Below are 24,725 nucleotides of genomic sequence, written 5' to 3'. Positions count from 1 at the left end.
ACGTTATACGGTACTCTGCATAGTCATGCGGAGGTAGGTATGGGAATCCGGGTCGGCGTCGCCGGGGCGAGCGGGTATGCGGGTGGGGAGCTCTTGCGGCTCCTCGCCGGGCATCCCGAGCTCGACCTCGTGGCCGCCACAGCGCACACCCAGGCGGGGACACCCGTGTCCGCCGTACACCCTCAGCTCGCCGGTCTCGATCTGACGCTCGGCACCACCGATGCTGCCACACTCGGCGACGCGGACCTCGTGTTCCTCGCCCTGCCGCACGGGCAGTCGGCGGCGCTGGCCGCCCAGCTGCCCGGCAGCGTCAAGATCGTCGACCTCGGTGCCGACTTCCGGCTGCGCGACGCCGCGTCCTGGGAGCGGTACTACGGCGGCACCCACGCCGGGACCTGGACGTACGGCCTGCCCGAGCTGCCCGGCCAGCGCGCCGCGATCGCCGCGAGCGACCGGGTCGCCAACACCGGCTGCTACGCGGCCACCATCACCCTCGCGCTCGCGCCGCTGATCGCCGCCGGGGTCGCCGACCCCGCCGACGTGGTGGTCGTCGCCTCCTCCGGCACGTCGGGGGCCGGGCGCTCGGCCACGGTGAACCTGCTCGGCAGCGAGGTCATGGGCGACCTCAGCCCGTACAAGGTCGGCGCGCACCAGCACGTGCCCGAGATCAAGCAGGCCACCGGCGCCGACTCGCTGTCGATGACGCCGGTGCTCGCGCCGATGCCGCGCGGCATCCTCGCCACCGTCACGGCCCGCCCGATCGGCCGCACCCACCCGCGCGAGGTGCTCCAGGCCGCGTACGCGGACGAGCCTTTTGTGCATGTCCTGCCCGAGGGCCGCTGGCCGCACACCGCGGCGACGCTGGGCTCCAACTCCTGCCACCTGCAGGCCACGCTCGACGTCGACTCCGGTCGCATCGTCGTGGTCAGCGCCCTGGACAACCTCGGCAAGGGCGCCGCCGCCCAGGCCGTGCAGTGCGCCAATCTCATGCTCGGGCTCCCCGAGACCACCGGCCTGTCGGCGTTCGGAGTGGCACCGTGACCATCACCTCACCCAAGGGCTTCCGGGCCTCCGGCGTCGCCGCCGGCCTCAAGAGCAGCGGCGCCGCCGACGTGGCGCTGGTCGTCAACGACGGCCCGGACGCCACCGTCGCCGGGGTCTTCACCGGCAACCGGGTCAAGGCCGCGCCGGTGCTCTGGAGCCAGCAGGTGCTCAAGGGCGGCGTCGTGCGCGCGGTCGTGCTCAACTCCGGCGGGGCGAACGCCTGCACCGGCACCCAGGGGTTCCGCGACACCCACGCCACCGCCGAGCACGTCGCCGCCGCGCTGCGGGGTGCGGCGAAACCGATCCTGATCGGTGCCGGTGACGTCGCGGTCTGCTCGACCGGGCTGATCGGCGAGCTGCTGCCGATGAAGAAGCTGCTGCCCGGCGTCACCGCCGCGGTCAAGGAGCTGAAGACCGACGGCGGCGCTCGGGCCGCCGAGGCGATCATGACGACCGACACGGTCGCCAAGAACGTGCACATCGAGGGCGACGGCTGGTCGGTCGGCGGCATCGCCAAGGGCGCCGGCATGCTCGCGCCGGCCCTCGCGACGATGCTGGTCGTGCTCACCACCGATGCGGTCGCCGGCTCCGAGGCGCTGGACACCGCGCTGCGCGAGGCGACCCGGCTGACGTTCGACCGCATCGACGCCGACGGGTGCATGTCCACCAACGACACCGTGCTGCTGCTCGCCAGCGGCGCCTCCGACGTGCAGCCCAGCCAGGAGGAGCTGACCGCCGCGGTCACCGCCGCCTGCCACGACCTGGCCCAGCAGCTCATCGGTGACGCCGAGGGCGCCACCAAGCACGTCGCCATCACCGTGCAGGGCGCCGCGAGCGAAGCCGACGCGGTCGAGGTCGGGCGGGCCGTGGCCGGCAACAACCTGGTCAAGACCGCGCTGTTCGGCAACGACCCCAACTGGGGCCGCATCCTCGCCGCGGTCGGCACCACCAGGGCGGCGTTCGCACCCGACCGTATCGACGTCGGCGTCAACGGCGTGTGGGTGTGCCGGGGCGGCGCGGCGGCCGAGGACCGCTCCAAGGTGGACCTCAAGGGCCGCGACGTCACCATCCAGGTGCACCTGCACGAGGGTGAGATGGACGCGACCATCTGGACCACCGACCTGAGCCACGCCTACGTCCACGAGAACTCGGCGTACTCCACGTGACCCCGCATGAGAAAGCGGCCGTCCTGATCGAGACGCTGCCCTGGCTGGAGCGTTTCCACGGCGCGACCGTGGTGATCAAGTACGGCGGCAACGCCATGGTCAACCCGGAGCTGCAGGCCGCGTTCGCCGCCGACATGGTCTTCCTGCGGTACGCGGGCCTGCGTCCCGTGGTCGTGCACGGCGGCGGCCCGCAGATCTCCCGGATGCTCACGACGATGGGCATCGAGAGCGAATTCCGCGGCGGCCTGCGGGTCACCACCCCCGAGGCCATGGACGTGGTCCGGATGGTGCTGGTCGGGCAGGTCGGCCGGGAACTGGTCGGCCTGATCAACCAGCACGGCCCGTTCGCCGTCGGTCTGTCCGGTGAGGACGCCCGGCTGTTCACCGCCGTTCGCCGGCCCGCGGTCGTCGACGGGGAACCGGTCGACATCGGCCAGGTCGGCGACGTCGCAGCGGTGGACACCTCCGCGGTCGACGACCTCATCGCGGCCGGCCGGATCCCGGTGATCGCGTCGGTGGCCCCCGACGCGAACGGCGTGGTGCACAACGTCAACGCGGACACCGCCGCCGGTGCGCTCGCCGCCGCCCTCGGTGCCCGCAAACTGGTCGTGCTCACCGACGTGCCCGGGTTGTACACCAACTGGCCGGACACGTCGTCGCTGACCTCGCGGATCGACGCGGACGCCCTGGAGAAACTGCTGCCCAGCCTCGAGGCCGGCATGGTGCCCAAGATGGAGGCCTGCCTGCGCGCGGTGCAGGGCGGCGTCCCCGCCGCCCATGTCGTCGACGGCCGCGTCCCCCACTCGACGTTGCTCGAAGTTTTCACCTCGGAAGGAATCGGAACGATGGTGGTCGCGGCATGACCGACTGCACCGAACCTCGCTCAGCGCACATGAACAACGGCCTTGCCGGTGAGGGCCGGGAGGGCATGCGAAAGGAAGGCACAGCATGAGCTCGCTCACCGAGCGCTGGTCGCAGAGCATGATGAACAACTACGGCGGCCCGTCGATCGGTCTGGTGTCCGGCTCCGGCGCGGTGCTGACCGACGAGGACGGCAAGACGTACGTCGACATGCTCGGTGGCATCGCCGTCAACGCGCTCGGCCACGCCCACCCCGCCGTGGTGCAGGCCGTGTCCCAGCAGGTCGCGACGCTGGGCCACATCTCCAACTTCTACGTCGCCGAGCCCACCGTGGCCCTGGCCGAGCTGCTGCTGGCCCTCGCGGGGCGACCCGGCAAGGTCATCTTCAGCAACTCCGGCGCCGAGGCGAACGAGGCCGCGTTCAAGTTGTCGCGCCTCACCGGCCGTACCCAGGTGGTGTCGACCGTGGGTGGTTTCCACGGCCGGACCATGGGCGCGCTGGCCCTGACCGGGCAGGCGGGCAAGCGCGATCCGTTCCTGCCGCTGCCGGGAGACGTCACCCATGTCCCGTACGGCGACAGCGAGGCGCTGCGTGCCGCGGTGACCCCGCAGACCGCGATGGTGATCCTCGAACCGATCCAGGGCGAGATGGGCGTCGTGGTGCCCCCGCCCGGTTACCTGGCCGCGGCCCGGGAGATCTGCACCGCCACCGGGGCGCTGCTGGTCCTCGACGAGATCCAGACCGGCATCGGGCGCACCGGGCACTGGTTCCACCACCAGAGCGAAGGCGTCGAACCGGATGTGGTCACCCTCGCCAAGGGCCTCGGCGGTGGCCTGCCGCTCGGTGCCACCCTGGCGTTCGGCGCGGCGGCCGACCTGTTCACCCCGGGCTCGCACGGCAGCACGTTCGCCGGCAACCCGATCAGCTGCGCGGCCGGCCTCGCGGTTATCCGTACCATCGCGGGGGAGGGCCTGCTCGACCACGTGAAGCGGATCGGCGAGCTGATCCGGCGCGGCCTCGAAGGTCTCCCCGGGGTCACCGGGGTGCGCGGCGCGGGCCTGCTGCTCGGGATCCAGCTGGACCAGGAGATCTCCAAGGAGCTGGCCGCGAGACTCAAGGCCGCCGGTTTCCTCGTCAACCCGGTCCAGCCCGATGTGATCCGGCTGGCCCCGCCCCTCATCCTCAGCACCGAGCAGGCCGAGTCGTTCGTCGCTGCTTTCCGGGAGGCACTACCGTGACGACGCGTCACTTCCTTCGCGATGACGACCTGAGCCCGGCCGAGCAGGCCGCGGTCCTGGAGCTCGCCGCCGAGATGAAGGCCGACCGGTTCAGGTACCGCCCGCTGGAGGGCCCGAGGTCGGTGGCGGTGTTCTTCGACAAGGTCAGCCTGCGCACCCGGCTGTCGTTCGAGACCGGCATCCCCGAGCTGGGCGGCAACGCGATCATCGTGGACACCCAGGCCACCCACTTCGGTCGCGGCGAGTCGCTGATCGACGCCGGCCGGGTCGTCGGGCGCTACGTCACCGCGATCGTGTTCCGCACCTCCGGCGACGAGCGGCTGGCCGAGCTCGCCTCCGACGTGCACGTGCCGGTGGTCAACGCGCTCACCGACGGCTTCCACCCCTGCCAGCTGCTCGCCGACCTGCAGACCGTCCGCGAGCGGCTCGGCGGCACCGCCGGGCGGGTCCTGGCCTACGTCGGGGACGCGGCCAACAACATGTCGCACTCCTACCTGCTGGCCGGGGCGACCGCGGGCATGCACGTACGCGTCGCCGGCCCCGAGGGCTTCGACCCCGACCCCGCCGTCGTCGCGCGGGCCACCGAGATCGCCGCGACCACCGGCGGATCGGTGACCGTGCTGCGCGACCCGCACGAGGCGGCGAAGGGCGCGGACGTGCTCGCCACCGACGCGTGGACCTCCATGGGCCACGAGGACGACGGCGTCGACCGGCGCACCCCGTTCTGGGCGTACCAGGTCAACCAGGAACTGCTCGCCACCGCCGCGCCCGGTGCGATCGTGCTGCACTGCCTGCCCGCGCACCGCGGCGAGGAGATCACCGACGAGGTGCTCGACGGCCCGCAGAGCGCGGTCTTCGACCAGGCCGAGAACCGGCTGCACGCCCAGAAGGCGCTGCTGACCTGGCTGCTGGCGGCAAGCGCGGACGCGGACCAGAAGTGACCGGACCGGGTACGCGGGCGGCACGGCACGCGCGCATCGTCGACCTGGTACGCGACAAGGCCGTCCGTTCGCAGACCGAGCTCGCCGAGCTGCTCGGACTCGACGGCGTCCAGGTCACCCAGGCGACGCTGTCGCGCGACCTCGAGGAGCTCAAGGCCGTCAAGGCCGGCGGCGTGTACGTCATCCCCGAGGACGGCCGGCCCCCGCTGCGCCCGGCCGAGCAGGCGCCCGCCCGGCTCATCCGGCTGCTGCGCGAACTGCTCAACTCCGTCGACGTCAGTGGCAACCTGGTGGTGCTGCGGGTGCCGCCGGGGGCCGCGCAGTTCCTGGCCAGCGCGCTCGACCGCTCCGGGCTGCCGGACGTGGTCGGCACCATCGCCGGCGACGACACGATCCTGGTGGTGGCCCGCGAGCCCGCCGACGACACCGGGTCCGGCGCCCGCCTCGCCGAGAAACTGACGGCGTGGAGCCGTACCGACAATGAAGGGAGCCTGCCGTGATCGCGCAGCAGCCCGCCGTCGAAGCGTTCTTCCCCGGCTTCACGGACAACATGCAGAAGCTCCAGGCGCACGGGCTGGAGTTCTACCTCGCGTCGAACGACACGCTGCGCCCGCACCTGAACGAGGCACCGTACGGTCACAAGCTGAACTGGCTCGACTTCACCGAGACCACCGGCACCAAGGGCTGGGACACCAACGAGTTCCTCAACCTGTTCAACGTGATCAACGGCATCGCGTTCGGTGACCGCGGCATCCCGATGCCGCAGTGGGTGATGATCGACCTGATCCTCATGCCGTCGGCGGCCGTCATCGCCGCGCTGCCCCAGTCGTTGTTCACCCAGACGCTGGAGACCAGCGCGTTCGACGACGAGATGAAGAAGCACCTGCGTGCCGTGTTCGAGAAGGCCCAAGCCAGCGGCTACAACGGCCCCATCCCGATCGGTGGCTACTGCGCGGCCCCCAGCGCGGCCCCCGGGACGTGGGTCGGCTGGTCGCTGTGGTCGGTCATGACCAACGTCGGGCTCGGCCGCGCGCTCAAGGCCCTGGCGCTGAGCGTGTACCAGGCCAGGAAGCTCGACGGCGTCACCCAGTACGACAACACCGCGCTGCGGGTGCACACCCGTTTCGGCCGGCTGCAGATCATGGTCGCCACCGTGCCGTTCCACACGTCGCCGGGCTCGTTCGTCTACGAGAACGACTTCACGCTGCCGGTCTCCACCGGCGAGCCGGAGCCGACGTTCCTGCTGGACCCGTTCGACTACGAACGTCAGCGGGCCATGCAGAAGTCCATCGAGGCCCGCGAGAGCCGCTTCTTCGTGCTCGCGCCCGGCCACCTTGTCCAGGACGGATCGTCGTACGTGCCGATCCTTGAAGTCCCGTACTCCGCAGAAGGAAACTGATGTCCAAGCGCAAGATCGTCCTCGCGTTCTCCGGTGGGCTCGACACGTCCTACGCCCTGGTCTCGCTCAAGGAGCAGGGCTGGGAGGTGCTGACCGCCAACATCGACACCGGTGGCCTGCACAGCGGTGAGGCCGACGTGGTCCGCAAGCGCGCGGAGGAGCTCGGCTCGGCGGGACACTTCGTCATCGACGCCCGCGAGGAGCTCTACTCCCGCGTCATCACGTACGCGGTCAAGGCCAACTACCTGCGCAACGGTGGCTACCCGTCGTGTGTCGGCGCGGAACGGCTCGTGCAGGCCGAGAAGGTCGTGCAGGCCGCCCTCGACCACGACGCCGACGCGGTGGCGCACGGCTCGACCGGGGCCGGCGCCGACCACGTGCGCTACGACTCGGTGATCCGCGCGCTCGCCCCGCAGATGGAGATCGTCACGCCGATCCGCGACGAGCGGCTGACCCGCGAGTTCGAGCGTGACTTCCTGCTGCAGCACGGCTTCCACACGCCGGACAAGGTCACCACGTACTCGATCAACGAGGGCCTGATCGGCACGTCGATCGGTGGCAAGGAGACGTACGGGTCCTGGGACTACCTGCCCGAGGACGCGTGGACGTACACGAAGTCGATCGACGACGCCCCCGCTGACGGGATCGAACTGATCCTGGAGTTCGTCAAGGGCGAGGTCGTCTCCGCGACCACCCCGGACGGCACGCCGATCGAGGGCACCGGCGGCGACGCGCCCAACTACGCGATCCTGCGCTCGCTCAACACCCTGGCCGCCGCGCACGGTGTCGGCCGGGGCATCCACATGGGCTCGACCATGGTCGGCAACCTCGCCCGGGTCGGCTTCGAGGCGCCCGGCATGCTCACCCTGATCGCCGCGCACCGCGAGCTGGAGCGCCTCACGCTCAGCAACCGGCAGCAGGCCACCAAGGCCACCCTCGGCACCACGTACGGCGACCTGCTGCACGAGGCCGTCTACTACGACCCGATCCTCGACGACTTCCGGGCGTTCCTGGACAGCAGCCAGTCCCGGGTCACCGGCCACGTCCGGGTCAAACTCGTCAAGGGCAACGTGATCCCGCTGGGCAGCCGCAGCCCGTACAGCCTGCTGGACGCGGCCACCCGTCAGGGCGTCGTCTACGGCTACGGCTCGTCCCTGTGGTCCGGCGAGCAGGCCCGAGCCTTCGCCCACATGTACGCCATCCCCGGCGCCATCGCCAAGGACGCCGGAGTGCAGTGACCTCAGCTCAGCCAGGCGGCCAGCACCCGCTCGCATTCGCGGATCTCGGCGACGGGGACGTACTCCTCGTCGGTGTGGGCCAGCAGCGGGTCGCCCGGGGCGTAGTTGACGGCCGGGATGCCGAGTTCGGCGAAGCGGGCCACGTCGGTCCAGCCGAACTTCGGCCCCGGCTCCTTGCCGACCACGGCCAGGAACTCCGCCGCGGCGGGCTGGTCCAGGCCGGGGCGCGCACCGGACGCCTTGTCCCGGATCTCCAGGTCGTGACCCGGGAACAAGCTCTGCAGGTACGCGTACGCCTCGTCGATGCTGCGGTCCGGCGCGAAGCGGTGGTTGATGTCGATCACGCACTCGTCCGGCACCACGTTGCCGGCGATCCCGCCCTGGATGTTCACGGCGTTGAGACCCTCGTGATACTGCAGCCCGTCGACGATCGGCTTGCGGGGCTCGTACGCGTTGAGGATCGCGAGGATCTCGGCGGCGGCGTGGATCGCGTTGACCCCGCGCCACGACCGGGCGGTGTGCGCGGCCTTGCCGGCGAGGGTGATCCGCACCCGCATGGTGCCCTGGCAGCCGCCCTCGATGCCGGAGTTCGACGGCTCGCCGAGGATGGCGAAGTCGCCGGCCAGCCAGTCGGGGTGGTTGCGCACGAGCCGGCCGAGACCGTTCCTGACCGATGCGACCTCCTCGTTGTCGTAGAAGACGAACGTGAGATCGTGCCGGGGCTCGGGGACGGTCGCGGCGATCCGCAGCTGGGTGGCCAGACCGGCCTTCATGTCGCAGGTGCCCCGGCCGTGCAGCAGCTGGGCGTCGCCCTCCCCGCTGAACCAGGTGGGCAGGTTGTCCTTGATCGGCACCGTGTCGAGGTGCCCGGCGAGCACGATCCGCTTGTCCCGGCCGAGGCTGGTGCGGGCCACCACGGCGTCGCCGTCGCGCAGCACCTCGAGGTGGCCCAGCTTGCGCAGCGAGGCCTCGACGGCGTCCGCGAGAGCGGCCTCGGCACCGGAGACCGAGGGGATGTCGCAGAGCGCGCGGGTCAATGAGACAACATCATCATGCAGGTCGAGCGTCATAGGGGTGACCCTATCCTTGCCGAAATCGAAACGAACTAAGGAGTGAGCAGTGCCGGAGACCGAAGGTCCGACCAGGCTGTGGGGCGGTAGGTTCGCCGGCGGACCCGCCGACGCGCTCGCGAAACTGAGCGTCAGCGTGCACTTCGACTGGCGGCTGGCGCCCTACGACATCGCGGCGTCCCGGGCCCACGCCCGGGTCCTCGCCGGTGCCGGGCTGCTGGACGCCGACGAGCTGGGCAAGATGCTGGCCGCGCTCGACGATCTCGAGTCGGCGTGCGCGGCGGGCGAGTTCCGCCCGACGATCGAGGACGAGGACGTGCACACCGCGCTCGAACGCGGTCTGCTGGAGCGTCTCGGCGGGCTCGGCGGCAAGCTGCGCGCGGGCCGTTCCCGCAACGACCAGGTCGCCACCGACCTGCGCCTGTACATGCGTGAGCACGCCCGGTTCGTGGCGTCCGCGGTGGTCGAGCTGGCCGACGCCCTGATGGAACAGGCCGGCCGGCACATCGACACCCCGGCCCCGGGCATGACCCACGTCCAGCACGCCCAGCCGGTCAGCTTCGGGCACTGGCTGCTCGCCCACGTCCAGCCGCTGCTGCGCGACCTGGAACGCCTGCGCGACTGGGACGAGCGGGCCGCGATCTCCCCGCTCGGTTCGGGTGCGCTGGCCGGCTCGTCGCTGCCGCTGGACCCGGCCGCGGTGGCCAAGGAGCTCGGTTTCAAGGCCCCGGTGCAGAATTCCATGGACGGCGTCGCCGACCGTGACTTCGTCGCCGAGTTCCTGTTCATCACGAGCCTGCTCGGCGTGCACCTGTCCCGCCTCGGCGAGGAGGTCGTGCTCTGGACCTCGACCGAGTTCGGCTGGGTCATCCTCGACGACGCGTTCGCCACCGGCTCGTCGATCATGCCGCAGAAGAAGAACGCGGACATCGCCGAACTCGCCCGGGGCAAGTCCGGGCGCCTGATCGGCGGCCTGGTCGCGGTGCTCACCATGCTCAAGGGCCTGCCGCTGACCTACGACCGCGACATGCAGGAGGACAAGGAGCCGGTCTTCGACGCGGTGGACACGCTGCAACTCCTGCTGCCGGCGCTGGCCGGGATGATCTCCACCATGACGGTACGCGTGGACCGCCTCGCCGCCGCGGCCCCGGTCGGTTTCTCGCTGGCCACCGAGGTCGCCGACTGGCTGGTCCGCAAGGGCATCCCGTTCCGCGACGCCCACGAGATCACCGGCAGCCTGGTGGCGTTGTGCGCGGCCCGCGAGTGCGAGCTCGAGGACGTCACGGACGACGACCTGAAGACGGTCAGCGACCACCTCGACCCGTCGGTCCGCGAGGTCCTCTCGGTCCGCAGCGCGCTGGCCGCGCGCACCACCCCGGGCTCCACCGGCCCGGGCCCGGTCGCCGACCAGCTCCGGATCGCCTCCGACAAGCTCGACGGCTGGCGCGACTGGGCCATCGAACACGTCGTCCCCCGCTGACCGTCATCGCTCGGCGAGGCGGCTGAGCAGCGTGGCGTCCTCGGCGGCCGGGCCGGCCACGGCCTTGGCGACGCGGACGAACGCGGCCACCGCCGGGGAGCGGGACGCGGCCGGCCACACCACCGACAGGGTGGCCGGCGGCAGGTCCGGCACCGGGCGGTACGCGATGTTGGGCCGCGGGTGCTGCCGGGCCACCCAGGCCGGCAGGAACCAGACGAGGCTGCCGACCTCGACCAGGTTGAACAGCTGGGACAGGTCCCGCAGGGCCGGGCTGCCGGGCGGCGGCGGTGCCAGGTTGCCGGTCTCGGCCCCGGAGCCGTTCGGCAGTCGCCGCCCGGTCAGGTCGGCCAGGGCGATCGTGGTGCGGGCGGCCAGCGGGTCCGCGGCCGGCAGCGCGACCATCCGCGGCTCGGTGATCAGGTCTTCGCTGTCCAGGCCGCGGTCGTCGAACGCCATGGCCACCAGCGCCACGTCGGCCCGCCCGTCGTGCAGGGCCGGGACCAGGTCCCACGGGCCGCCCAGCACCAGCTCGACCGGGGTCAGGTCGTAGGCGCCGAGCATCAGCGGCAGCAGCCCGCCGTCGAAGTCGGCCTTGAGGGTGAGCCGCAGGGCCGGCTCCGGTTGCCCCGCGTGCCGGGCCCGCCGGCTCGCGGCGGCCACGGCGTCCAGGGCGATCCGGGCGTCGGTCAGCAGTGTCTCGCCGGCCGGGGTGAGCGCGACCTGGCGGGTGGTCCGGGCGAACAGGGCCACGCCGAGCTGCCGTTCCAGGTCGCGGATCGCCCGGGACAGCGGTGGCTGCGCCATGGCCAGCTGCTCGGCGGCGCGCCCGAAGTGCAGCTCCTCGGCGACGGCCACGAAGTAGCGCAGCTGCCGTGTCTCCAGGTCACTCATACTCCGAGAGTATCAATCCGGCTCTGATCGGTCTTTCCGTCCCGAGCCGGACCGGCGTTGACTGGACGCATGATGGTAATCACCGCTCCGACCAGCAACATCGGCCGTCAGGTCGTCCAGAACCTCCTCGCCGCGGACGCCCCGGTGCGCGTCGTGGTCCGGGACCCGGCCACACTCGCACCGGCCGTCGCCGAGCGTGTCGAGGTCGTCCAGGGCTCGCACGCCGACCCGGCCGTGGTGGCCGAGGCGTTCGCCGGCGCCGGCGCGGTCTTCTGGCTCGTGCCCGCCGATCCGCACGCGCCCAGCGTGGACACGGCCTACTCCGGCTTCGCGAAGGCGGGCATCGAGGCGTTCACGGCGCAGGGCGTCGGCCGGGTGGTCGGCGTCTCGGCGCTGGGCCGCGGCACCCCGGTGGCCGGGCAGGCCGGCTACGTCACCGCCACGCTGGCCATGGACGCCCTGATCGCGGCCACCGGCGTACCGTATCGGGCCCTGGCCAACCCGTCCTTCATGGACAACACGCTGCGGCAGGTGGGCGCGATCAGGAACCAGGGCGTGCTGTACGGCCCGACCCGTCCCGACCTGCCCGTGCCGCTGGTCGCCACCCGCGACATCGCCGCCGCCGCGGCCCGGCTGCTGCTCGACGGCACCTGGACCGGCTTCGAGGAGGTGCCGCTGCTCGGCCCCGGGGACCTCACCCACGACGAGATGGCCGCGATCATCGCCGACGTGCTCGGCAAGCCGGTCCGCTACCAGCAGACCACCCCCGAGGCGAACCTGAAGATGGCTCTCGACCAGGGCGCCTCCGAGGCGATGGCGCACGCCCGCGTCGACATGGCGACGGCCAAGAACAACGGCCTGGACCACGGCATCATCCGTACGGCCGCAGCGAGCACCCCCACCACCTTCCGCGACTGGTGCGTCGAGGTCCTCAAGCCGGCCGTCGATGCCTGACTGACCTGTCGTCAAGCCGTCGCCGCCATCACTGAATCACCCGGCGCGCCGTTGTCCCGGCGTGCGCATCGTGTCCGTGATGAACTACAAGGGCGGCGTCGGTAAGACGACCCTGGCCGCCAACCTGGCCGCGGAGATCGCCAACGGCGGTTACCGGGTCCTCATGATCGACCTCGACCCGCAGGCGAACCTCACGTTCTCCTTCTACACGGTCGACGAGTGGACCACCGACATCCGCGAGACCCGGACCATCAAACGCTGGTTCGACGGCGAGGTGGGCAGCCTCGGCGAGCTGGTCCTGACCCCGCCCCGGGTCAATGAGGTGGTCAAGACCAACGCCGGGCAGCTCGACCTGATCAGCTCGCACCTGGGTCTCATCGACATCGACCTGGAACTCGCGGCCGGTCTGGGTGGCACCACGCTGGCCGAGTCGAAACGTCGTTTCCTGCAGCTGCACGGCTGTCTCGCCGAGGCCCTGCAGGCGCCGGCGTTCCGCGACTACGACGTGGTCCTGATCGACTGCGCCCCCAATTTCGGTCTGGTCACCAAGACCGCGATCGTCGCCAGCGACTTCGTGCTCGTGCCGGCCAAGCCGGATTACCTGTCCACGCTCGGCATCGGCTATCTCAAGGGCAGCGTGGACAAACTGGTCGGCGAGTACAACGACTACATCGACCACAACCCGCGCGGCGAACCCACCGGCCCCCGTATCCGCCCCCGCTTCGCCGGCGTCGTCTTCACCATGACCCAGGTCCAGTCGGGTCAGCCGATCCTGGCCCAGCGGACCCCGATGGAGAACCTGCGCGAGGTCGGCATCATGCCCATCTTCGACGCGACGGTCCGCAACAGCCCCCGCTATTTCGCCGATGCCGGCCCGGAGGGCATCCCGGCGATCCTGCTGGGCAATGTCAACGATCCGGTCAGCATCGAGTTACGGGCATTGACCGGTGAATTTGTCGAGGCGATCGTCGGAGAGGGAAGCGCATCGTGACCGTCGACCTGATCGGCACGGTGCGCCTCCTGCACCGCGTCTTCGCCTTCCTGGCGGAGCAGTCCGACGACCAGCTCGCCGACCTGGCCGCCGGCCGCGCCACGCTGACAGCCGCCCCGGCCGCTCCCGAGCGGCCCACCGTGGTCCCGGCGCAGGCCCGTCCGCCCGCGACCACCGATTACGCCGGTATCGCGGCCGCCCTGCGCGATCAGGAGTCCGTGAACGACGGCGTCGCGTACCTGGAATCGCTCCGCGTCCGCGGCAAGAAACCCACCAAGCAGGACCTCATCGCGATCGCCGCCGAGATGGGCCTCACCCTCGCCCCGGCCACCCGCAACCCGGACATGATCCGCAAACTGACCGATCACGCCGTCGGAGCCCGCCGCAAATACGCCGGCCTCGGCTCCTGGTGACCCTCAGACCCGCCAGGCCCCGATCAACTCGTCCGGCCCGTAAACGGCGTCGAGACCGGCGACATCGACGCCGCTGCGGCTGATCGCGATCAGCGGCACCGGCACATCGGTCAGCATCCCCGGTGCCGCTGCAGCGCGAGCAGATCATGGCCGTCGAACGGAGCCCGCTCCAGCCACTTGATCGACCCGAGGAACAACGGGGCAGGCCCCCGGTGATGACCGCGGCGTCGAAGGCTTCCGCCGGCTCCAGGTGAAGCATCTCGCCGACTTCTGCGGGGTTGAGCGGCCCTAGGACCATCTCCGTGCCACGTTGATGGAAGGGGTGGTCATAGCTGTTCAGTCAGATACGGCACCTCGTTGATGACGACAATGCTCGGTCGATCGTCCGGTAGCACGTCAGCGAGCAGGCGTAACGCTGTGCTCCAGTTGCCCGGCGCCGAGTCCGCGAACGCGGCACGGTCCGGCAGGGTGGACCTGGCGATGGCATCGATGAAGTCGGCGAGCGCAGGGAGGCTCCTACTTGGCCGTGCACTGGGCGTCGGCGCGGTCGAGGACCAGGTCCTCGGGGGTCGGGTAACGGCGGTGCAGGGCGGCGAGCGCGTGGTCGTACATGAGCTTGTCGTACGGCAGCGTGCGCATTCTCGCCACCGAGGCGCGGACCTTGGCCGCGAACGCGTCCGGCCAGTGGACGCGGTGCCGGGCCCGGACGATCTTGGTCTCGTGGTCGATCAGGGTGATCTGGACGTTCTGGCCGCGGTCGACGCCGGGCTGACCGTCGTCGACGGGGGTCAGGTGCGGGTTGTAGGCCGCCTGGGACCAGGGCATGACCGGGCCGAAACGGTAGACCAGCACGCCGGCGTGGTCGCAGTCGACCCAGGCGAACTGGGTGGGTTCGGCCGCGACGGCCTGCACCTCCAGCTCGTGCGGGCGGCTGAGCACGATCGTCAGCTCGACCGGCAAGCCGGCGACCATGGTCAGGTGGGCGCCTTCCGGAGGGCAGGCGGCCGGATCGAGCCGGGCCCCCACCTCGGCGATCATGTGCACGTCGCTGAGCTTATTCGGCAGGGGCGCCGAGCATGGGTGAAATGGGCACCCTCAGCTGTTTGCGAGCAAGTTACGGGTTGACTACGGGAATGTTAGCGATAACACTGCGGGAGACGTACCGATCGACGAAGATCATCGGGAGGCTGTCGTGGTGGTTCGGTCCTTGGCGGAGGTCTCCCATCGTGGCCGGATCGAGCTGCGGCAGTTGCGCTACTTCGTGACGCTCGCCGAGGAGCTTCATTTCGGGCGGGCCGCCGCGCGGGAGCACATCGTGCCGTCGGCGCTCACCGCGCAGGTCCAGCGCCTCGAACGGGCCGTCGGGGTGCAGCTCGTCGACCGCACGTCGCGGCACGTCGCGCTCACCGTGGCCGGCGCCCGGTTCCTGATCGAGGCCCGGCAGATCCTGGAGCACGTCGAACGAGCCGCGGTCCTCGCGCAGGGCATGGCGGTCGCCGCGCCCACGCTGCGGCTCGGCGTGCTCGACGAGGGGTACGACGCGATCCGGCCGGTGCTGCGGGCCGTGCAGGCGGTGCATCCCGAGGTGGAGATCCACCAGGTCCAGGCGGGGGTCCCCGAGCAGTGCCGGTTGCTGGCCGACGGCCGGCTCGACGTCGGGGTGGGGCGGCTGCCGGGCGGGGTGGCCGGGATCGCCGCCGAGGTCTTCCGGATGGACCCGCTGGGCGTGCTGGTGCCCTCCGACCATCCGTACGCGGACCTGCCGCACATCCCGGTGACCGCCCTGCGGGGCGAGACGTTGCTGCTGGCCGACGAGGAGCAGGCGCCCGAGCTGAACGCGTTCGTGGCCGAGGTGTGCCGCTCGGCCGGGTTCTTCCCGGCGCTGTTCCCGGGCAGTGTGCAGACCCTGCGCGCCGCCGTGGACCTGGTCTCGCAGGGCCGGTGCGTGCTGTGCACCCCGGCCTCGACCGCCGGCTGGCCGTCCGACGTGACGTGGCGCCCGCTCGGCCCGGCCGCTCCGCGGTACCCGTGGTCGATCATGTGGCGCACCGCGGACCCGTCCCCGCAGGCGCTGGACCTGGTGGCGACGGCCCGCCGGCTCGCCGCCGAGCACGGGTGGCGCGGCGGCGAGACGGAGATCGCCAGCTAGCTCAGCTCAGACGGAGCATGTTCCAGGACAGCGGCGGGAGTACGGCCTGCAGGCGGCCGCCGTCGAGCTTCGGGTCGTCCAGGGATGTCGGCACCACGCGCTCCGGGTCGGCCGCGGTGTTGACCGCGTCCGGGTCCGGGTCGAACACCGCGGTGTGCGAGGCCGTGGACAGCGCCGGCAGGGCCCGCAGGTCGATGTCGAGGCTCAGCGGGGTGTCCTGCGACCGGTTGACCGCGAAGAGCACGATCCCGCCGTCCGGTTGCTGCACCGCGACCGCGTCGAGCGCCGGGACCTCGCCGTACAGCGCGGTGTCGAGCAGCGGCGACGACGGGGCGAGCTGCAGCACCGTGCCCTGACCGTACCGGGCGGTGAGCGCGAACGGATGGAACGACGCCTGCCGCCAGACCGTACCGTCGGGTTCGGTCATGATCGGGGCGATCACGTTGACGAGCTGGGCCAGGCAGCCGATCTTGACCCGGTCGGCATGGCGCAGCAGGCTGATCAGCAGGTTGCCGACCACGACCGCGTCGGTCACCGAGTAGACGTCCTCGATGAGCCGGGGCGTCTGCTCGATCTCCAGGTTGGTCTCGCCGACGAACCGGCTCTGATACCAGACGTTCCACTCGTCGAACGAGATGTTGATCCGCTTCTGGTGCCGGCCGACCGCGCGGACGTGGTCGGCGGTGGCGATCACGTCGTCGATGAAGCCGTCCATGTCGGTGGCGACCGCGAGGAAGCTGGCTCGGTCGTCGCCGTGCTGCTGGTAATACGCGTGCATGGAGATGTAGTCGACCGCGTCATAGGCCTCGCCCAGCACCGTGGCCTCCCACGAGCCGAACGTGGGCATCTGGCGGTTGGAGCTGCCGCACGCCACCAGTTCGATCGACGGGTCGACCTGCCGCATGGCCTTGGCCGTCTCCAGCGCCAGGCGGGCGTACTCCTGGGCGGTCTTGTGCCCGGTCTGCCAGGGTCCGTCCATCTCGTTGCCCAGACACCAGGTCTTGATCTTGTACGGGTCCCCGCCGCGCAGATCCGACCAGTAGGTGCCGCCGGGGATGTTGCAGTACTCGACGAGCGAGCGGGCCGCGTCGATGCCGCGGGTGCCGAGGTTGACGGCCATCATCGGGTCGACGCCGGCCGATTTCGCCCAGGTCATGAACTCGTTGACGCCGACGTGGTTGGTCTCCAGCGACCGCCAGGCCAGGTCGAGGCGGGTGGGCCGGTCCGCGACCGGGCCGATGCCGTCCTCCCAGCGGTAGCCGGAGACGAAGTTCCCGCCGGGATAGCGCACCAGCGGCACGCCCAGCTCGCGGACGAGCCCGGCGACATCGCGCCGGAACCCGTTCTCGTCGGCCGTCGGGTGCCCGGGTTCGTAGATGCCGGTGTAGACGCAGCGTCCCATGTGCTCGACGAACGAGCCGTAGAGGCGCGGGTCCACCTCCCCGGCACGGAACGCGGGGTCGACGGTGAGGGAAGCCTGGTGCATTTTTACCCTTTCAGGCCGGAGCCGGCGATGCCTTCGACGATGTTGCGCTGGAACAGCAGGAACACGGCCACGAGGGGGACGGCGCCGAGCAGGGCCGAGGCCATCGTGTCCGCGTACCGGATGCCGAACGAACCCTGCACCGTGGCGAGGCCGACCGGCATCGTCATGATGTCGGGGTTGCTCAGCACCAGCAGCGGCCACAGCAGGTCGTTCCACGAGGAGACGAACGTGAAGATGGCGACCGCGGCGACCGCGGGGCGGGCGAGCGGCATGATGATCCGCCCGTAGATGCGCAGGAAGCTCGCGCCGTCGAGGCGGGCGACCTCCTCGAGCTCGCGGGGCAGGCCGTCGAAGAACTGCTTGAAGATGAACACCGCGATGGCGGTCGGGATCTGCGGGAGGCTGACCGCCCAGAACGTGTTGAGCAGGCCGAACGAGTCCATCTCGCGGAACTGCGGCACGATCAGGACCTGGCTGGGGATCATGATGCCGGCCAGCACGACCCAGAAGACCACGTTGCGGTATTTGAAGCGCATCCGCGACAGCGCGAACGCGGCGAGGCTGCCGGTGAGCACCGCCCCGCACGCGGTCAGCGTCGCGATGAACAGGCTCGAGCCGAACCAGCGGACGATGTCGGTCTCGTTGATGATGCGGCCGAACGCGTCGAACGTCGGGTTGCTGGTCAGCCACGTCGTCCTGGTGGTCTCCGCGTTGGGTTTGATCGCGGTGTCGAACGCCCACAGCAGCGGGGTCAGCCACAGCAGCGCGAACGCGATGAGGACCCCCGCGCAGATGCGGTTGAACAGCTTCATCCGGGTTTCGATCGTCATCGCTCAGACCCCCTTTTCCCCGCGGCGGACCAGGGCGAACCAGACGGCCGAGACCGCGAGGACGACCAGGAAGAACAGCATCGACACCGCGGAGGCGTAACCGATGCGGAAGTTGGTGAAGCCGCTGTCGTACACGTACTGCAGCACCGAGCGGGTGGCGAAGTTCGGCCCGCCGGAGGTCATGATGTACATCTGGTCGAAGACCTTCAGCGACGCGATGACCTGCAGGACCGCGACGAGGGTCATGGTCCGGCCGAGCATCGGCAGGGTGATCGAGCGGATCTGCTGCCACGGGCCGGCACCGTCCATCGAGGACGCCTCGTACAACTCCTTGGGCACCTCCTGCAGGCCGGCGAGGAAGAGCACGAAGTTGAAGCCGAGCGTCCACCACAGCGTGGTGAGCGCCAGCGACGGCATCGCCCAGCCGGGATCGCCGAGCCAGTTCGGCGACGTCAGGCCGATCTTCGTCAGGCCGGTCTCGATGAGCCCGAGCCCGGGGGTGTACAGCCACATCCAGATCAGGGCGACGACCGCCGAGGGCAGGATGTACGGCACGAAGAACGCCAGCCGGAAGAACCAGCGGCCGTGCTTGACCCGGTCGGCGAGCAGCGCGAAGACCAGCGCCAGCACGATGAGCGGGGGTGTGGTGAGGACGGTGAACCAGATGGTGTGCCACAGCGACGACCAGAAGTCGGGGCTCTGCAGCGCCTCGGTGTAGTTGCCGAACCCGGCGAAGCCCGACAGGCCGGGCTTGACCATGCTGGTGTCGAAGAAGCTCATGATCAGCCCGTACAACGCGGGCCCGGCGATGAAGAGCAGATAGAGCAGCAGGAACGGGGCGAGGAAGCCGGCGGCGGGCCAGCCCTGGCCCCGGGTACGCGGTGGTGGTGCGTCGTCCTCGCCGGCCAGCCGGGCCGGCGGGGCGGTCTGTGAAACGGTCATCGGGGCACCACCTTCTATACCGGCGAAGCGGTCTTGGCCAGGCTGGTGAGGTCGGAACGCATCTGCGCGACCGCGGCGGCGGGCGCCTGCCGGCCGGCGAGCACGCTGCCGATCGCCGCGCTGGTGACGATCTCGAAGTTGGATCCGGAGCCGGAGTACCAGCCGTCCGGGTCGTACACGGCGCCCTCGGCGGCGGCCGCGTAGTTGGACTGCGGGGTCATCGCCCGGTACTCGGCGCTGTCGAGGAACGGCTTCCACGCCGGGACGTGCCCGCCCTCGGCCCACGTCTTGCTCTGGTCGAGCAGGAAGCGGATGAACGCCAGCGACCGGTCGAGGCTCGCCTGGTCGCGGTCCGGCTGCTTGGGGATGACCAGGGTGTGCGAGTCGGCCTGGACCGCGTACGTGCCGCCGCCGAAGACGTTCGGGAACGACGTCATCGAGAACGGCATCTTCGCGGTCTGGAACGTGGAGATCTCCCACTCGCCCTGGAAGTAGAACCCGGACTGGCCGTTGGCGAACAGTGCGATCGCACCCTGGTAGTCGATGCTGCCCGGCATCAGCCCGGCGCTGGTGAGGCCTTGCAGGAACGTCAGCACCTGGGTCGCCTTGGCGTCGTCGATCGTCACCCTGGTGCCCTCGTCGGCGAGCGTCTCGCCGCCCAGTTGCGAGTACAGCGACTGGTAGATCCGCCAGGGGGACGCGACGTCGTTGTCGATCGCGACGACCCCGCCGTACGCCTTCGTGACGTCCTTGGCCTTCTGCATGGCCTCGGTGAACTTCTCCGGGGAGTCCAGCGGGATCAGGGCCCCGGCGGCGTCGAGCAGTCCGGCCTCGGCGCAGATGTCGGTGTTGTAGAACATGACGAACGGGTGGGTGTCGATCGGGATGGCATAGGCCTTCCCGCCGACGAGTCCGGCCTCCCACGGCCGGGCGGTGAAGTTCGCCGCGTCCATGCCGTGCCGGGCCAGGTCCTCCGGTCTGAGCTCCTCGACCAGCCCGGCGCTGACCAGCGTCTTGGCCCGGGTGAGGTGGGAGACCGCCACGTTCGGTGGTTTGTCGCCGAGCGTCGCCAGCGACAGCTTCGTGTAGTACGGATTGCCCCACGCGAGCGTGACCGCGTCCAGTTCGACGGCGGGGTTCGCGGCGCGGTAGGCGTCGAGCATCTGAGTGAGGCGGAGGCCGTCGCCGCCGCCGAAGAGGTTCCAGAAATTGAGCGTGCCACCCGGGTCGAGGCCGGGTGTCAGACCACTGCACCCGGCCAGCCCGAGTGCCGCCGCTGCGGCGGTGCCGCCCAGCAGTGCGCGTCGGGTGAGGGCCATGGGTCGACCCTGCTATCGATGGGTACGCGGGTCCAGAGCTGGTTCTTCGTCAGACGAGAAGGGCCGGACGCCATCGGAGAACGATCAAGCCGGCACCGGTCCCGGGCGCAGGAGTTTGCCGACGTCGGCGCCGCTCATCGGCCGGGCGAAGTGGAATCCCTGCGCGTACCGGTAGCCGGCCTGGTGCAGCCGGTGGGCCTGGTCGGCGGTCTCGACGCCCTCCGCGACGGCCTGGATCCGCAGCCCGGTGGTGATCCCGATGAGGCTCTCCACGATGACCGCCTGCGGGCTGGCGCTGGTCACCCCGTCCACGAACGACTTGTCGACCTTGAGCACGTCGACCGGGCAGTCCACGAGCAGGCTCAGCGACGACTGACCGGTGCCGAAATCGTCGAGGGCGACCCGCATGCCGAGCGCGTTGAGGCCGCGGACGGCGTCGAGCGCGGCGCCGGTGCCGAGCACGGCGGTCTCGGTGACCTCGGCGAGCAGTCCGGCCGGGTCCACCCCGGCCAGGGCGACCGCGGCGGCGACCTCGGCGACGAAGCTGGGCTCCTGCAGCTGACGGGCCGAGACGTTGACGCTGACCCGGCCCGGGGCGGCGTCGCCGTACTCGAGCTGCCACGCCGCGGTCTGGTCCACCACCTGCTGGAACACCCACCGGCCGATCTCGATGATCGAGCCGTTGCGTTCGGCGAGCGGGATGAACACCGCGGGGGAGACCTCGCCGTGTACGGGATGCCGCCACCGCAGCAGCGCCTCCACCCCGGCGATGTTGCCGTCCGGCAGTTCCACGATGGGCTGGTACAGCACCCGCAGCTCGCCCCGGGCCACCGCCTGGCGCAGGTCGGTGGAGAGCCGGTTGTCGTGGTCGGCGAGCTGGTCCATCGCCGGGTCGAACCACGCCCACCGGCCGCCACCGGCGTTCTTGGCCGCGTACATCGCCACGTCCGCGCGGCGCAGCAGCTCACCCGGGGTGTCACCGGGCATGCTCGCGGTCACGCCGATGCTGATCCGCGGTGCCATCTCGTGGCCGTCGACCAGCACCGGCTGCTGCACGTCGCGGACCAGCCGGCGCAGGATCGTCGCGGCCTCGTCACCGGTGAGGTCCGGCAGCAGCAGGGTGAACTCGTCACCGCCGAGCCGCGCGACGGTGTCCTCGGCGCGCAGCCGGTCGTGCAGCCGCCGGCTGACCGCCTTGAGCAGCGCGTCGCCGGTGCCGTGTCCGAGCCGGTCGTTGACCACCTTGAAGTCGTCGAGGTCGAGCAGCACCACGAGGAACTCCTCCTCGCCGGCGAGCCGGGCGGTCACCTGCTCCTCGAAGTTGGCCCGGTTGGCGATCTCGGTGAGCGTGTCGTGGCGTACCTGATGGGCGAGCTGGGCCTGGTAGTCGCGCAGCTGGCGCAGGTTCGCGTCGACGGTGCCCAGCAGCCGGTTGTTCTCCCGCAGCGTCGCGATCTGCCGCAGCACCACCAGCGTCGTGATCGCCACCGTGCCGGCCGCGATCAGCCGTCCCTCCGCCGATCCGGTCAGATCGGTGCCGAGCAGCATGGCGTCCATCCCGGCGACCGCCAGGTACGGCACGACACTGAACCGCCGCGGCACCGGTCGCGCCTCGTCCGGCTCGGCCCGTTTCGCCTGCCGGTGCGCGGACAGCTGCGCGCAGAACGTGGCGATCGGCACGGCCAGGAACGCGGTGTTGAGCTGCGGCCGTGACGCCAGGAACGGCATCAGCGCGCTACCGGCGGTCGCCATCGCGGTCCCGAACGACAGCAGGTGCATCGAGCGCCGGTCGAGGCGTCCCGCCCCGGCGAATGCCACCTTCGTGAACGCGATCACCGACACCGACGCGATCATCGCGATGGCCAGCACCGGCAGCACGGACCCGGTCTGCTCGGTCCACTGCGCGGCCCGGCTCAGCGAGAAGTGCCAGATCAGGATCCCGGTCGTGATCACGATGACGCTGGTGTCGAGGGAGAACCGGACCCACTCGGACCGGGTGCGCCGCCAGGCCGGCAACCGGAACAGCGCCCACACCGCGTACCCCAGGATCGTCAGGTACAGCCCGGCGGTGACCGGCCCGATCCGCTGCGAGGCTACCGGCGCCCGCAGGACGTCGAACGCGTGCGTGGCGACAGCCGCGGTCAGCAGGACGCAACAGATCGCGAGCCGGCCCCAGAACTGCCGGGTGGGGCCGTCCAGCCCGGCGCGGCGACTGGTGACCCAGCATCCGTACGCGGCCAGCAGCGCCATGATCGGCAACGGCACCCACCCCAGGACCGGGGCGGTGAAGACCACGAAGAACCCCGTCACGAACCGGACACAGCTGTACGCGAGCAGCACGGCACCCGCGATCAGGGGCAGACGCTGGCGTACCGGCATGGCCCGAAGATCGGTGCGAGCGGTACGGACCTGAGTAAATCCCTGGCGTGGACGGTTGCGCTGTGTGACTGTTCCGGGATGCCTAAGCCGATTCTGCGTACCGGCCGCCTGACGTTGGTGGCGCTCGCGGAGCACCATCTCGAGGCGCAGGTGGAGCTCGACGCCGATCCCGAGGTGCTGCGGTTTCTGTTCGGGCGGGCCCGCTCCCGCGACGAGGTGGTGGTCTCGCACGGGCGCCGGCTGGCGTCCGCGGGCCGGGTGGACGGCCTCGGCTACTGGGCCGGCTTCGACGGCGACGACTTCGTGGCGCTGATGATGCTGCCGCCCACCGACGAGCCCGGGGTCGCGGAGCTGGGCTACCGCATCCCGCGCCGGCACTGGCGCCAGGGTTACGCCACCGAGGCCTCGCTCATGCTGCTCCGCCACGCCTTCGATACGGTCGGCCTCGACCGGGTGATCGCCCGGACCATGACCGTCAACACCGGTTCCCGCGCCGTCATGGCGAAACTCGGCCTGCGTCACATCCGCACGTTCTTCCCCACCTTCGACGACCCGCTGCCGGGAACCGACCAGGGCGAGGTCGAGTACGAGATGACCCGGGAGACGTGGGCGTCGGCGGAACCGGCCGATGTGCTTGGCTTGCCGGGTGAGGTATGAGTGGCAGGAGTTGCCGGCTGATCGTGTCGACGAGGCGGCCCGGCTGTTGCTCGGGTGGCGGCTCACCGCGAACGGGGTCACGGTCCGGCTGACCGAGGTCGAGGCGTACAGCGGGCTCGGCATGGATCCGGCCAGCCACGCGCACCGGGGGATGACCAACCGTAACGAGGTCATGTTCGGCCCGGCCGGGATGCTGTACGTCTACCAGATCTACGGCATGCATTTCTGCGCGAACGTGGTCTGCGGCGAGGAGGGCATCGCGGCGGCCGTGCTGTTGCGTGCCGGTGCGGTCGTCGACGGCATCGCGGTCGCCCGGGAGCGGCGCGGCGCCCGCAAGGACACCGACCTGGCCGCCGGCCCGGCGAAACTGATGCAGGTCCTCGCCCTGAACCGCGCGGCCAACGACACCAGCGTGCTCGACGGCTCCGGACCGGCGACGCTGACCCCGCCCGACGGCCCGGTGGCCCCGATCGAGGCCGGTCCGCGGGTGGGCGTCACCTCCGCCCTCGACGTGCCCTGGCGCTTCTGGATCAAGGACGACCCGACCGTGAGTACGTACCGGCGTCATACGCCCCGCAGGTAGCGGGTGACCATGTCGACGAGTTCGTTCTCGAACGTCTCGATCGCCACGGCCCGGGGGCCGGCCATGAGCCGGTGCGCGTTGGTCTCCACGGTGAACGTGATCAGCCCGGCGGCGGTGTCGAGGTCACGCACGCCCACGTCCGGGTGCCGGGCGAGCAGGTCGCGCAACTGGGCGACCCGGGCCTTCTCGTGCCGGTCGATCGTGGCGATCAGTTCCTGGGAGAACGGTGCCTCCTCGATCATGATCCGGAGCAGCTGCGGGTCGTCGTCGTGGTTGTCGATCGCGTTGCGGACCAGGGCGCGGACCGTCGCCTCGAGGCTGCCGGGGGAGAGCTCGAGCTGGTCGGCCTGGGTCCACGTGCCGCGGTCGATGTGTCGCACGAGCAGCGCGGCGAGGATGGCGTCCTTGTTCGGGTAGTACTGGTACAGCGAGCCGATCGAGATGCGCGCGCGTTCGGCGATGCGGTTGGTGGTGCCGGCGGCGTAGCCGTGCTCGGCGAAAATGTGAGCAGCCGCGGCGAGGATGCGCTCGCGGGTGAGCTCGGCGCGCACCTGACGGGGCGTGCGACGTGGGTCGAGGCGGCGGTCGGCCGGCGGCATCGGCGGTCTCCTACGGGTCCGGGAAAGCGAGTAGCCAAATAGCTGAGCTTTTATTCACAATAGTGCGGTGAGCTGCGAAAACAAAGCTGGGGTC

Annotated in this window: 24 protein-coding genes; 15 read left to right on the top strand and 9 right to left on the bottom strand. The window is 70.7% G+C overall.

Features of this window, described 5'->3' with window-relative positions; translation table 11 throughout:
* Nucleotides 1-39: 39 nt before the first annotated feature.
* The 8 genes from argC to ACIA6A_RS33060 all read left to right on the top strand — a co-directional run bounded on the left by argC (nt 40) and on the right by ACIA6A_RS33060 (nt 7,888).
* Nucleotides 40-1,041 (top strand): N-acetyl-gamma-glutamyl-phosphate reductase, encoded by a 1,002-nt coding sequence (gene argC, locus ACIA6A_RS33095; RefSeq protein ID WP_396101906.1) that lies wholly within the window; start codon nt 40-42, stop codon nt 1,039-1,041.
* Nucleotides 1,038-2,210, top strand: coding sequence for a bifunctional glutamate N-acetyltransferase/amino-acid acetyltransferase ArgJ (argJ, locus tag ACIA6A_RS33090; protein ID WP_396101905.1), 1,173 nt, complete (start codon nt 1,038-1,040; stop codon nt 2,208-2,210). The genes argC and argJ overlap by 4 nt, the downstream gene beginning before the upstream one ends.
* On the top strand, nt 2,207-3,073 hold the full coding sequence (gene argB / locus ACIA6A_RS33085; protein WP_396101904.1) for an acetylglutamate kinase: 867 nt from the start codon (nt 2,207-2,209) through the stop codon (nt 3,071-3,073). The genes argJ and argB overlap by 4 nt, the downstream gene beginning before the upstream one ends.
* Before the next feature lie 85 nt (nt 3,074-3,158).
* On the top strand, nt 3,159-4,310 hold the full coding sequence (locus ACIA6A_RS33080) for an acetylornithine transaminase (RefSeq protein WP_396101903.1): 1,152 nt from the start codon (nt 3,159-3,161) through the stop codon (nt 4,308-4,310).
* Entirely contained in the window at nt 4,307-5,251 is a 945-nt protein-coding gene (gene argF, locus ACIA6A_RS33075; RefSeq protein ID WP_396101902.1) for an ornithine carbamoyltransferase, read from the top strand. The genes ACIA6A_RS33080 and argF overlap by 4 nt, the downstream gene beginning before the upstream one ends.
* Nucleotides 5,248-5,751 (top strand): arginine repressor, encoded by a 504-nt coding sequence (locus tag ACIA6A_RS33070; RefSeq protein ID WP_396101901.1) that lies wholly within the window; start codon nt 5,248-5,250, stop codon nt 5,749-5,751. Before argF ends, ACIA6A_RS33070 begins: the two co-directional genes overlap by 4 nt.
* Nucleotides 5,748-6,650 carry a hypothetical protein gene (locus ACIA6A_RS33065; RefSeq protein WP_396101900.1) on the top strand — a complete coding sequence of 301 codons (903 nt, stop codon included), beginning with the start codon at nt 5,748-5,750 and terminating at the stop codon, nt 6,648-6,650. The genes ACIA6A_RS33070 and ACIA6A_RS33065 overlap by 4 nt, the downstream gene beginning before the upstream one ends.
* A complete protein-coding gene (locus tag ACIA6A_RS33060; RefSeq protein ID WP_396101899.1) occupies nt 6,650-7,888 on the top strand; it encodes an argininosuccinate synthase in 1,239 nt (412 codons plus the stop codon). The genes ACIA6A_RS33065 and ACIA6A_RS33060 overlap by 1 nt, the downstream gene beginning before the upstream one ends.
* A 2-nt stretch (nt 7,889-7,890) precedes the next feature.
* Here the strand turns inward: ACIA6A_RS33060 and dapE are convergent, their stop codons facing one another.
* Nucleotides 7,891-8,958 carry a succinyl-diaminopimelate desuccinylase gene (dapE, locus tag ACIA6A_RS33055; RefSeq protein ID WP_396101898.1) on the bottom strand — a complete coding sequence of 356 codons (1,068 nt, stop codon included), beginning with the start codon at nt 8,956-8,958 and terminating at the stop codon, nt 7,891-7,893.
* A 49-nt stretch (nt 8,959-9,007) separates the two neighbouring features.
* On the opposite strand from dapE, the gene argH reads away from it, so the two are divergent.
* Nucleotides 9,008-10,438, top strand: coding sequence for an argininosuccinate lyase (gene argH / locus ACIA6A_RS33050; protein ID WP_396101897.1), 1,431 nt, complete (start codon nt 9,008-9,010; stop codon nt 10,436-10,438).
* Between the two features lie 3 nt (nt 10,439-10,441).
* Here argH and ACIA6A_RS33045 read toward each other — a convergent pair whose 3' ends face one another.
* Nucleotides 10,442-11,329: a LysR family transcriptional regulator gene (locus tag ACIA6A_RS33045; RefSeq protein WP_396101896.1), complete on the bottom strand. Its 888-nt coding sequence runs from the start codon at nt 11,327-11,329 to the stop codon at nt 10,442-10,444.
* A 69-nt stretch (nt 11,330-11,398) separates the two neighbouring features.
* On the opposite strand from ACIA6A_RS33045, the gene ACIA6A_RS33040 reads away from it, so the two are divergent.
* From ACIA6A_RS33040 to ACIA6A_RS33030, 3 genes are all read left to right on the top strand, one after another.
* Entirely contained in the window at nt 11,399-12,283 is an 885-nt protein-coding gene (locus ACIA6A_RS33040) for an NAD(P)H-binding protein (RefSeq protein WP_396101895.1), read from the top strand.
* 61 nt (nt 12,284-12,344) lie between these two features.
* The gene (locus ACIA6A_RS33035; protein ID WP_396101894.1) at nt 12,345-13,274 is read left to right on the top strand and encodes a ParA family protein; all 930 of its coding nucleotides are present in this window, start codon (nt 12,345-12,347) and stop codon (nt 13,272-13,274) included.
* A complete protein-coding gene (locus tag ACIA6A_RS33030; protein ID WP_396101893.1) occupies nt 13,271-13,687 on the top strand; it encodes a hypothetical protein in 417 nt (138 codons plus the stop codon). The genes ACIA6A_RS33035 and ACIA6A_RS33030 overlap by 4 nt, the downstream gene beginning before the upstream one ends.
* Before the next feature lie 516 nt (nt 13,688-14,203).
* Here ACIA6A_RS33030 and ACIA6A_RS33025 read toward each other — a convergent pair.
* A complete protein-coding gene (locus ACIA6A_RS33025; protein WP_396102132.1) occupies nt 14,204-14,725 on the bottom strand; it encodes a hypothetical protein in 522 nt (173 codons plus the stop codon).
* A gap of 157 nt (nt 14,726-14,882) precedes the next feature.
* Here ACIA6A_RS33025 and ACIA6A_RS33020 point away from each other — a divergent pair, with 157 nt between their 5' ends.
* A complete protein-coding gene (locus ACIA6A_RS33020) occupies nt 14,883-15,836 on the top strand; it encodes a LysR substrate-binding domain-containing protein (RefSeq protein WP_396101892.1) in 954 nt (317 codons plus the stop codon).
* Nucleotide 15,837: 1 nt separating this feature from the next.
* Here ACIA6A_RS33020 and ACIA6A_RS33015 read toward each other — a convergent pair whose 3' ends face one another.
* The 5 genes from ACIA6A_RS33015 to ACIA6A_RS32995 form a co-directional block, all read right to left on the bottom strand.
* Nucleotides 15,838-17,322, bottom strand: coding sequence for an alpha-N-arabinofuranosidase (locus ACIA6A_RS33015; RefSeq protein WP_396101891.1), 1,485 nt, complete (start codon nt 17,320-17,322; stop codon nt 15,838-15,840).
* Nucleotides 17,323-17,324: 2 nt separating this feature from the next.
* Nucleotides 17,325-18,152 (bottom strand): carbohydrate ABC transporter permease, encoded by an 828-nt coding sequence (locus tag ACIA6A_RS33010; protein ID WP_396101890.1) that lies wholly within the window; start codon nt 18,150-18,152, stop codon nt 17,325-17,327.
* Between the two features lie 3 nt (nt 18,153-18,155).
* A complete protein-coding gene (locus ACIA6A_RS33005) occupies nt 18,156-19,094 on the bottom strand; it encodes a carbohydrate ABC transporter permease (protein WP_396101889.1) in 939 nt (312 codons plus the stop codon).
* A gap of 14 nt (nt 19,095-19,108) precedes the next feature.
* The gene (locus tag ACIA6A_RS33000) at nt 19,109-20,413 is read right to left on the bottom strand and encodes an extracellular solute-binding protein (protein WP_396101888.1); all 1,305 of its coding nucleotides are present in this window, start codon (nt 20,411-20,413) and stop codon (nt 19,109-19,111) included.
* Between the two features lie 84 nt (nt 20,414-20,497).
* Entirely contained in the window at nt 20,498-22,792 is a 2,295-nt protein-coding gene (locus ACIA6A_RS32995) for a putative bifunctional diguanylate cyclase/phosphodiesterase (protein WP_396101887.1), read from the bottom strand.
* Nucleotides 22,793-22,870: 78 nt separating this feature from the next.
* Here ACIA6A_RS32995 and ACIA6A_RS32990 point away from each other — a divergent pair, with 78 nt between their 5' ends.
* Together ACIA6A_RS32990 and ACIA6A_RS32985 are read left to right on the top strand one after the other, a co-directional pair.
* Nucleotides 22,871-23,449 (top strand): GNAT family N-acetyltransferase, encoded by a 579-nt coding sequence (locus ACIA6A_RS32990; RefSeq protein WP_396101886.1) that lies wholly within the window; start codon nt 22,871-22,873, stop codon nt 23,447-23,449.
* Nucleotides 23,421-24,032, top strand: coding sequence for a DNA-3-methyladenine glycosylase (locus ACIA6A_RS32985; protein ID WP_396101885.1), 612 nt, complete (start codon nt 23,421-23,423; stop codon nt 24,030-24,032). The genes ACIA6A_RS32990 and ACIA6A_RS32985 overlap by 29 nt, the downstream gene beginning before the upstream one ends.
* On the opposite strand, the gene ACIA6A_RS32980 is transcribed toward ACIA6A_RS32985, so the two are convergent.
* Entirely contained in the window at nt 24,014-24,631 is a 618-nt protein-coding gene (locus tag ACIA6A_RS32980; protein ID WP_396101884.1) for a TetR/AcrR family transcriptional regulator, read from the bottom strand. The genes ACIA6A_RS32985 and ACIA6A_RS32980 overlap by 19 nt on opposite strands.
* Between the last annotated feature and the right edge of the window lie 94 nt (nt 24,632-24,725).

It is taken from the genome of Actinoplanes sp. NPDC051494 (assembly GCF_044454705.1).
Taxonomy (GTDB): domain Bacteria; phylum Actinomycetota; class Actinomycetes; order Mycobacteriales; family Micromonosporaceae; genus Actinoplanes.
Note: the sequence above shows the minus strand (reverse complement) of the source record. Positions and strands in the feature narration are given on the sequence as shown.

Coding starts and splice junctions, on each gene's coding strand:
- argC (WP_396101906.1), top strand. CDS start 40: ATGGGAATCCGGGTCGGCGTCGCCGGGGCGAGCGGGTATGCGGGTGGG.
- ACIA6A_RS33080 (WP_396101903.1), top strand. CDS start 3,159: ATGAGCTCGCTCACCGAGCGCTGGTCGCAGAGCATGATGAACAACTAC.
- ACIA6A_RS33060 (WP_396101899.1), top strand. CDS start 6,650: ATGTCCAAGCGCAAGATCGTCCTCGCGTTCTCCGGTGGGCTCGACACG.
- dapE (WP_396101898.1), bottom strand. CDS start 8,958: ATGACGCTCGACCTGCATGATGATGTTGTCTCATTGACCCGCGCGCTC.
- ACIA6A_RS33045 (WP_396101896.1), bottom strand. CDS start 11,329: ATGAGTGACCTGGAGACACGGCAGCTGCGCTACTTCGTGGCCGTCGCC.
- ACIA6A_RS33040 (WP_396101895.1), top strand. CDS start 11,399: ATGATGGTAATCACCGCTCCGACCAGCAACATCGGCCGTCAGGTCGTC.
- ACIA6A_RS33025 (WP_396102132.1), bottom strand. CDS start 14,725: ATGATCGCCGAGGTGGGGGCCCGGCTCGATCCGGCCGCCTGCCCTCCG.
- ACIA6A_RS33015 (WP_396101891.1), bottom strand. CDS start 17,322: ATGCACCAGGCTTCCCTCACCGTCGACCCCGCGTTCCGTGCCGGGGAG.
- ACIA6A_RS33010 (WP_396101890.1), bottom strand. CDS start 18,152: ATGACGATCGAAACCCGGATGAAGCTGTTCAACCGCATCTGCGCGGGG.
- ACIA6A_RS33005 (WP_396101889.1), bottom strand. CDS start 19,094: ATGACCGTTTCACAGACCGCCCCGCCGGCCCGGCTGGCCGGCGAGGAC.
- ACIA6A_RS33000 (WP_396101888.1), bottom strand. CDS start 20,413: ATGGCCCTCACCCGACGCGCACTGCTGGGCGGCACCGCCGCAGCGGCG.
- ACIA6A_RS32995 (WP_396101887.1), bottom strand. CDS start 22,792: ATGCCGGTACGCCAGCGTCTGCCCCTGATCGCGGGTGCCGTGCTGCTC.
- ACIA6A_RS32990 (WP_396101886.1), top strand. CDS start 22,871: ATGCCTAAGCCGATTCTGCGTACCGGCCGCCTGACGTTGGTGGCGCTC.
- ACIA6A_RS32985 (WP_396101885.1), top strand. CDS start 23,421: ATGTGCTTGGCTTGCCGGGTGAGGTATGAGTGGCAGGAGTTGCCGGCT.
- ACIA6A_RS32980 (WP_396101884.1), bottom strand. CDS start 24,631: ATGCCGCCGGCCGACCGCCGCCTCGACCCACGTCGCACGCCCCGTCAG.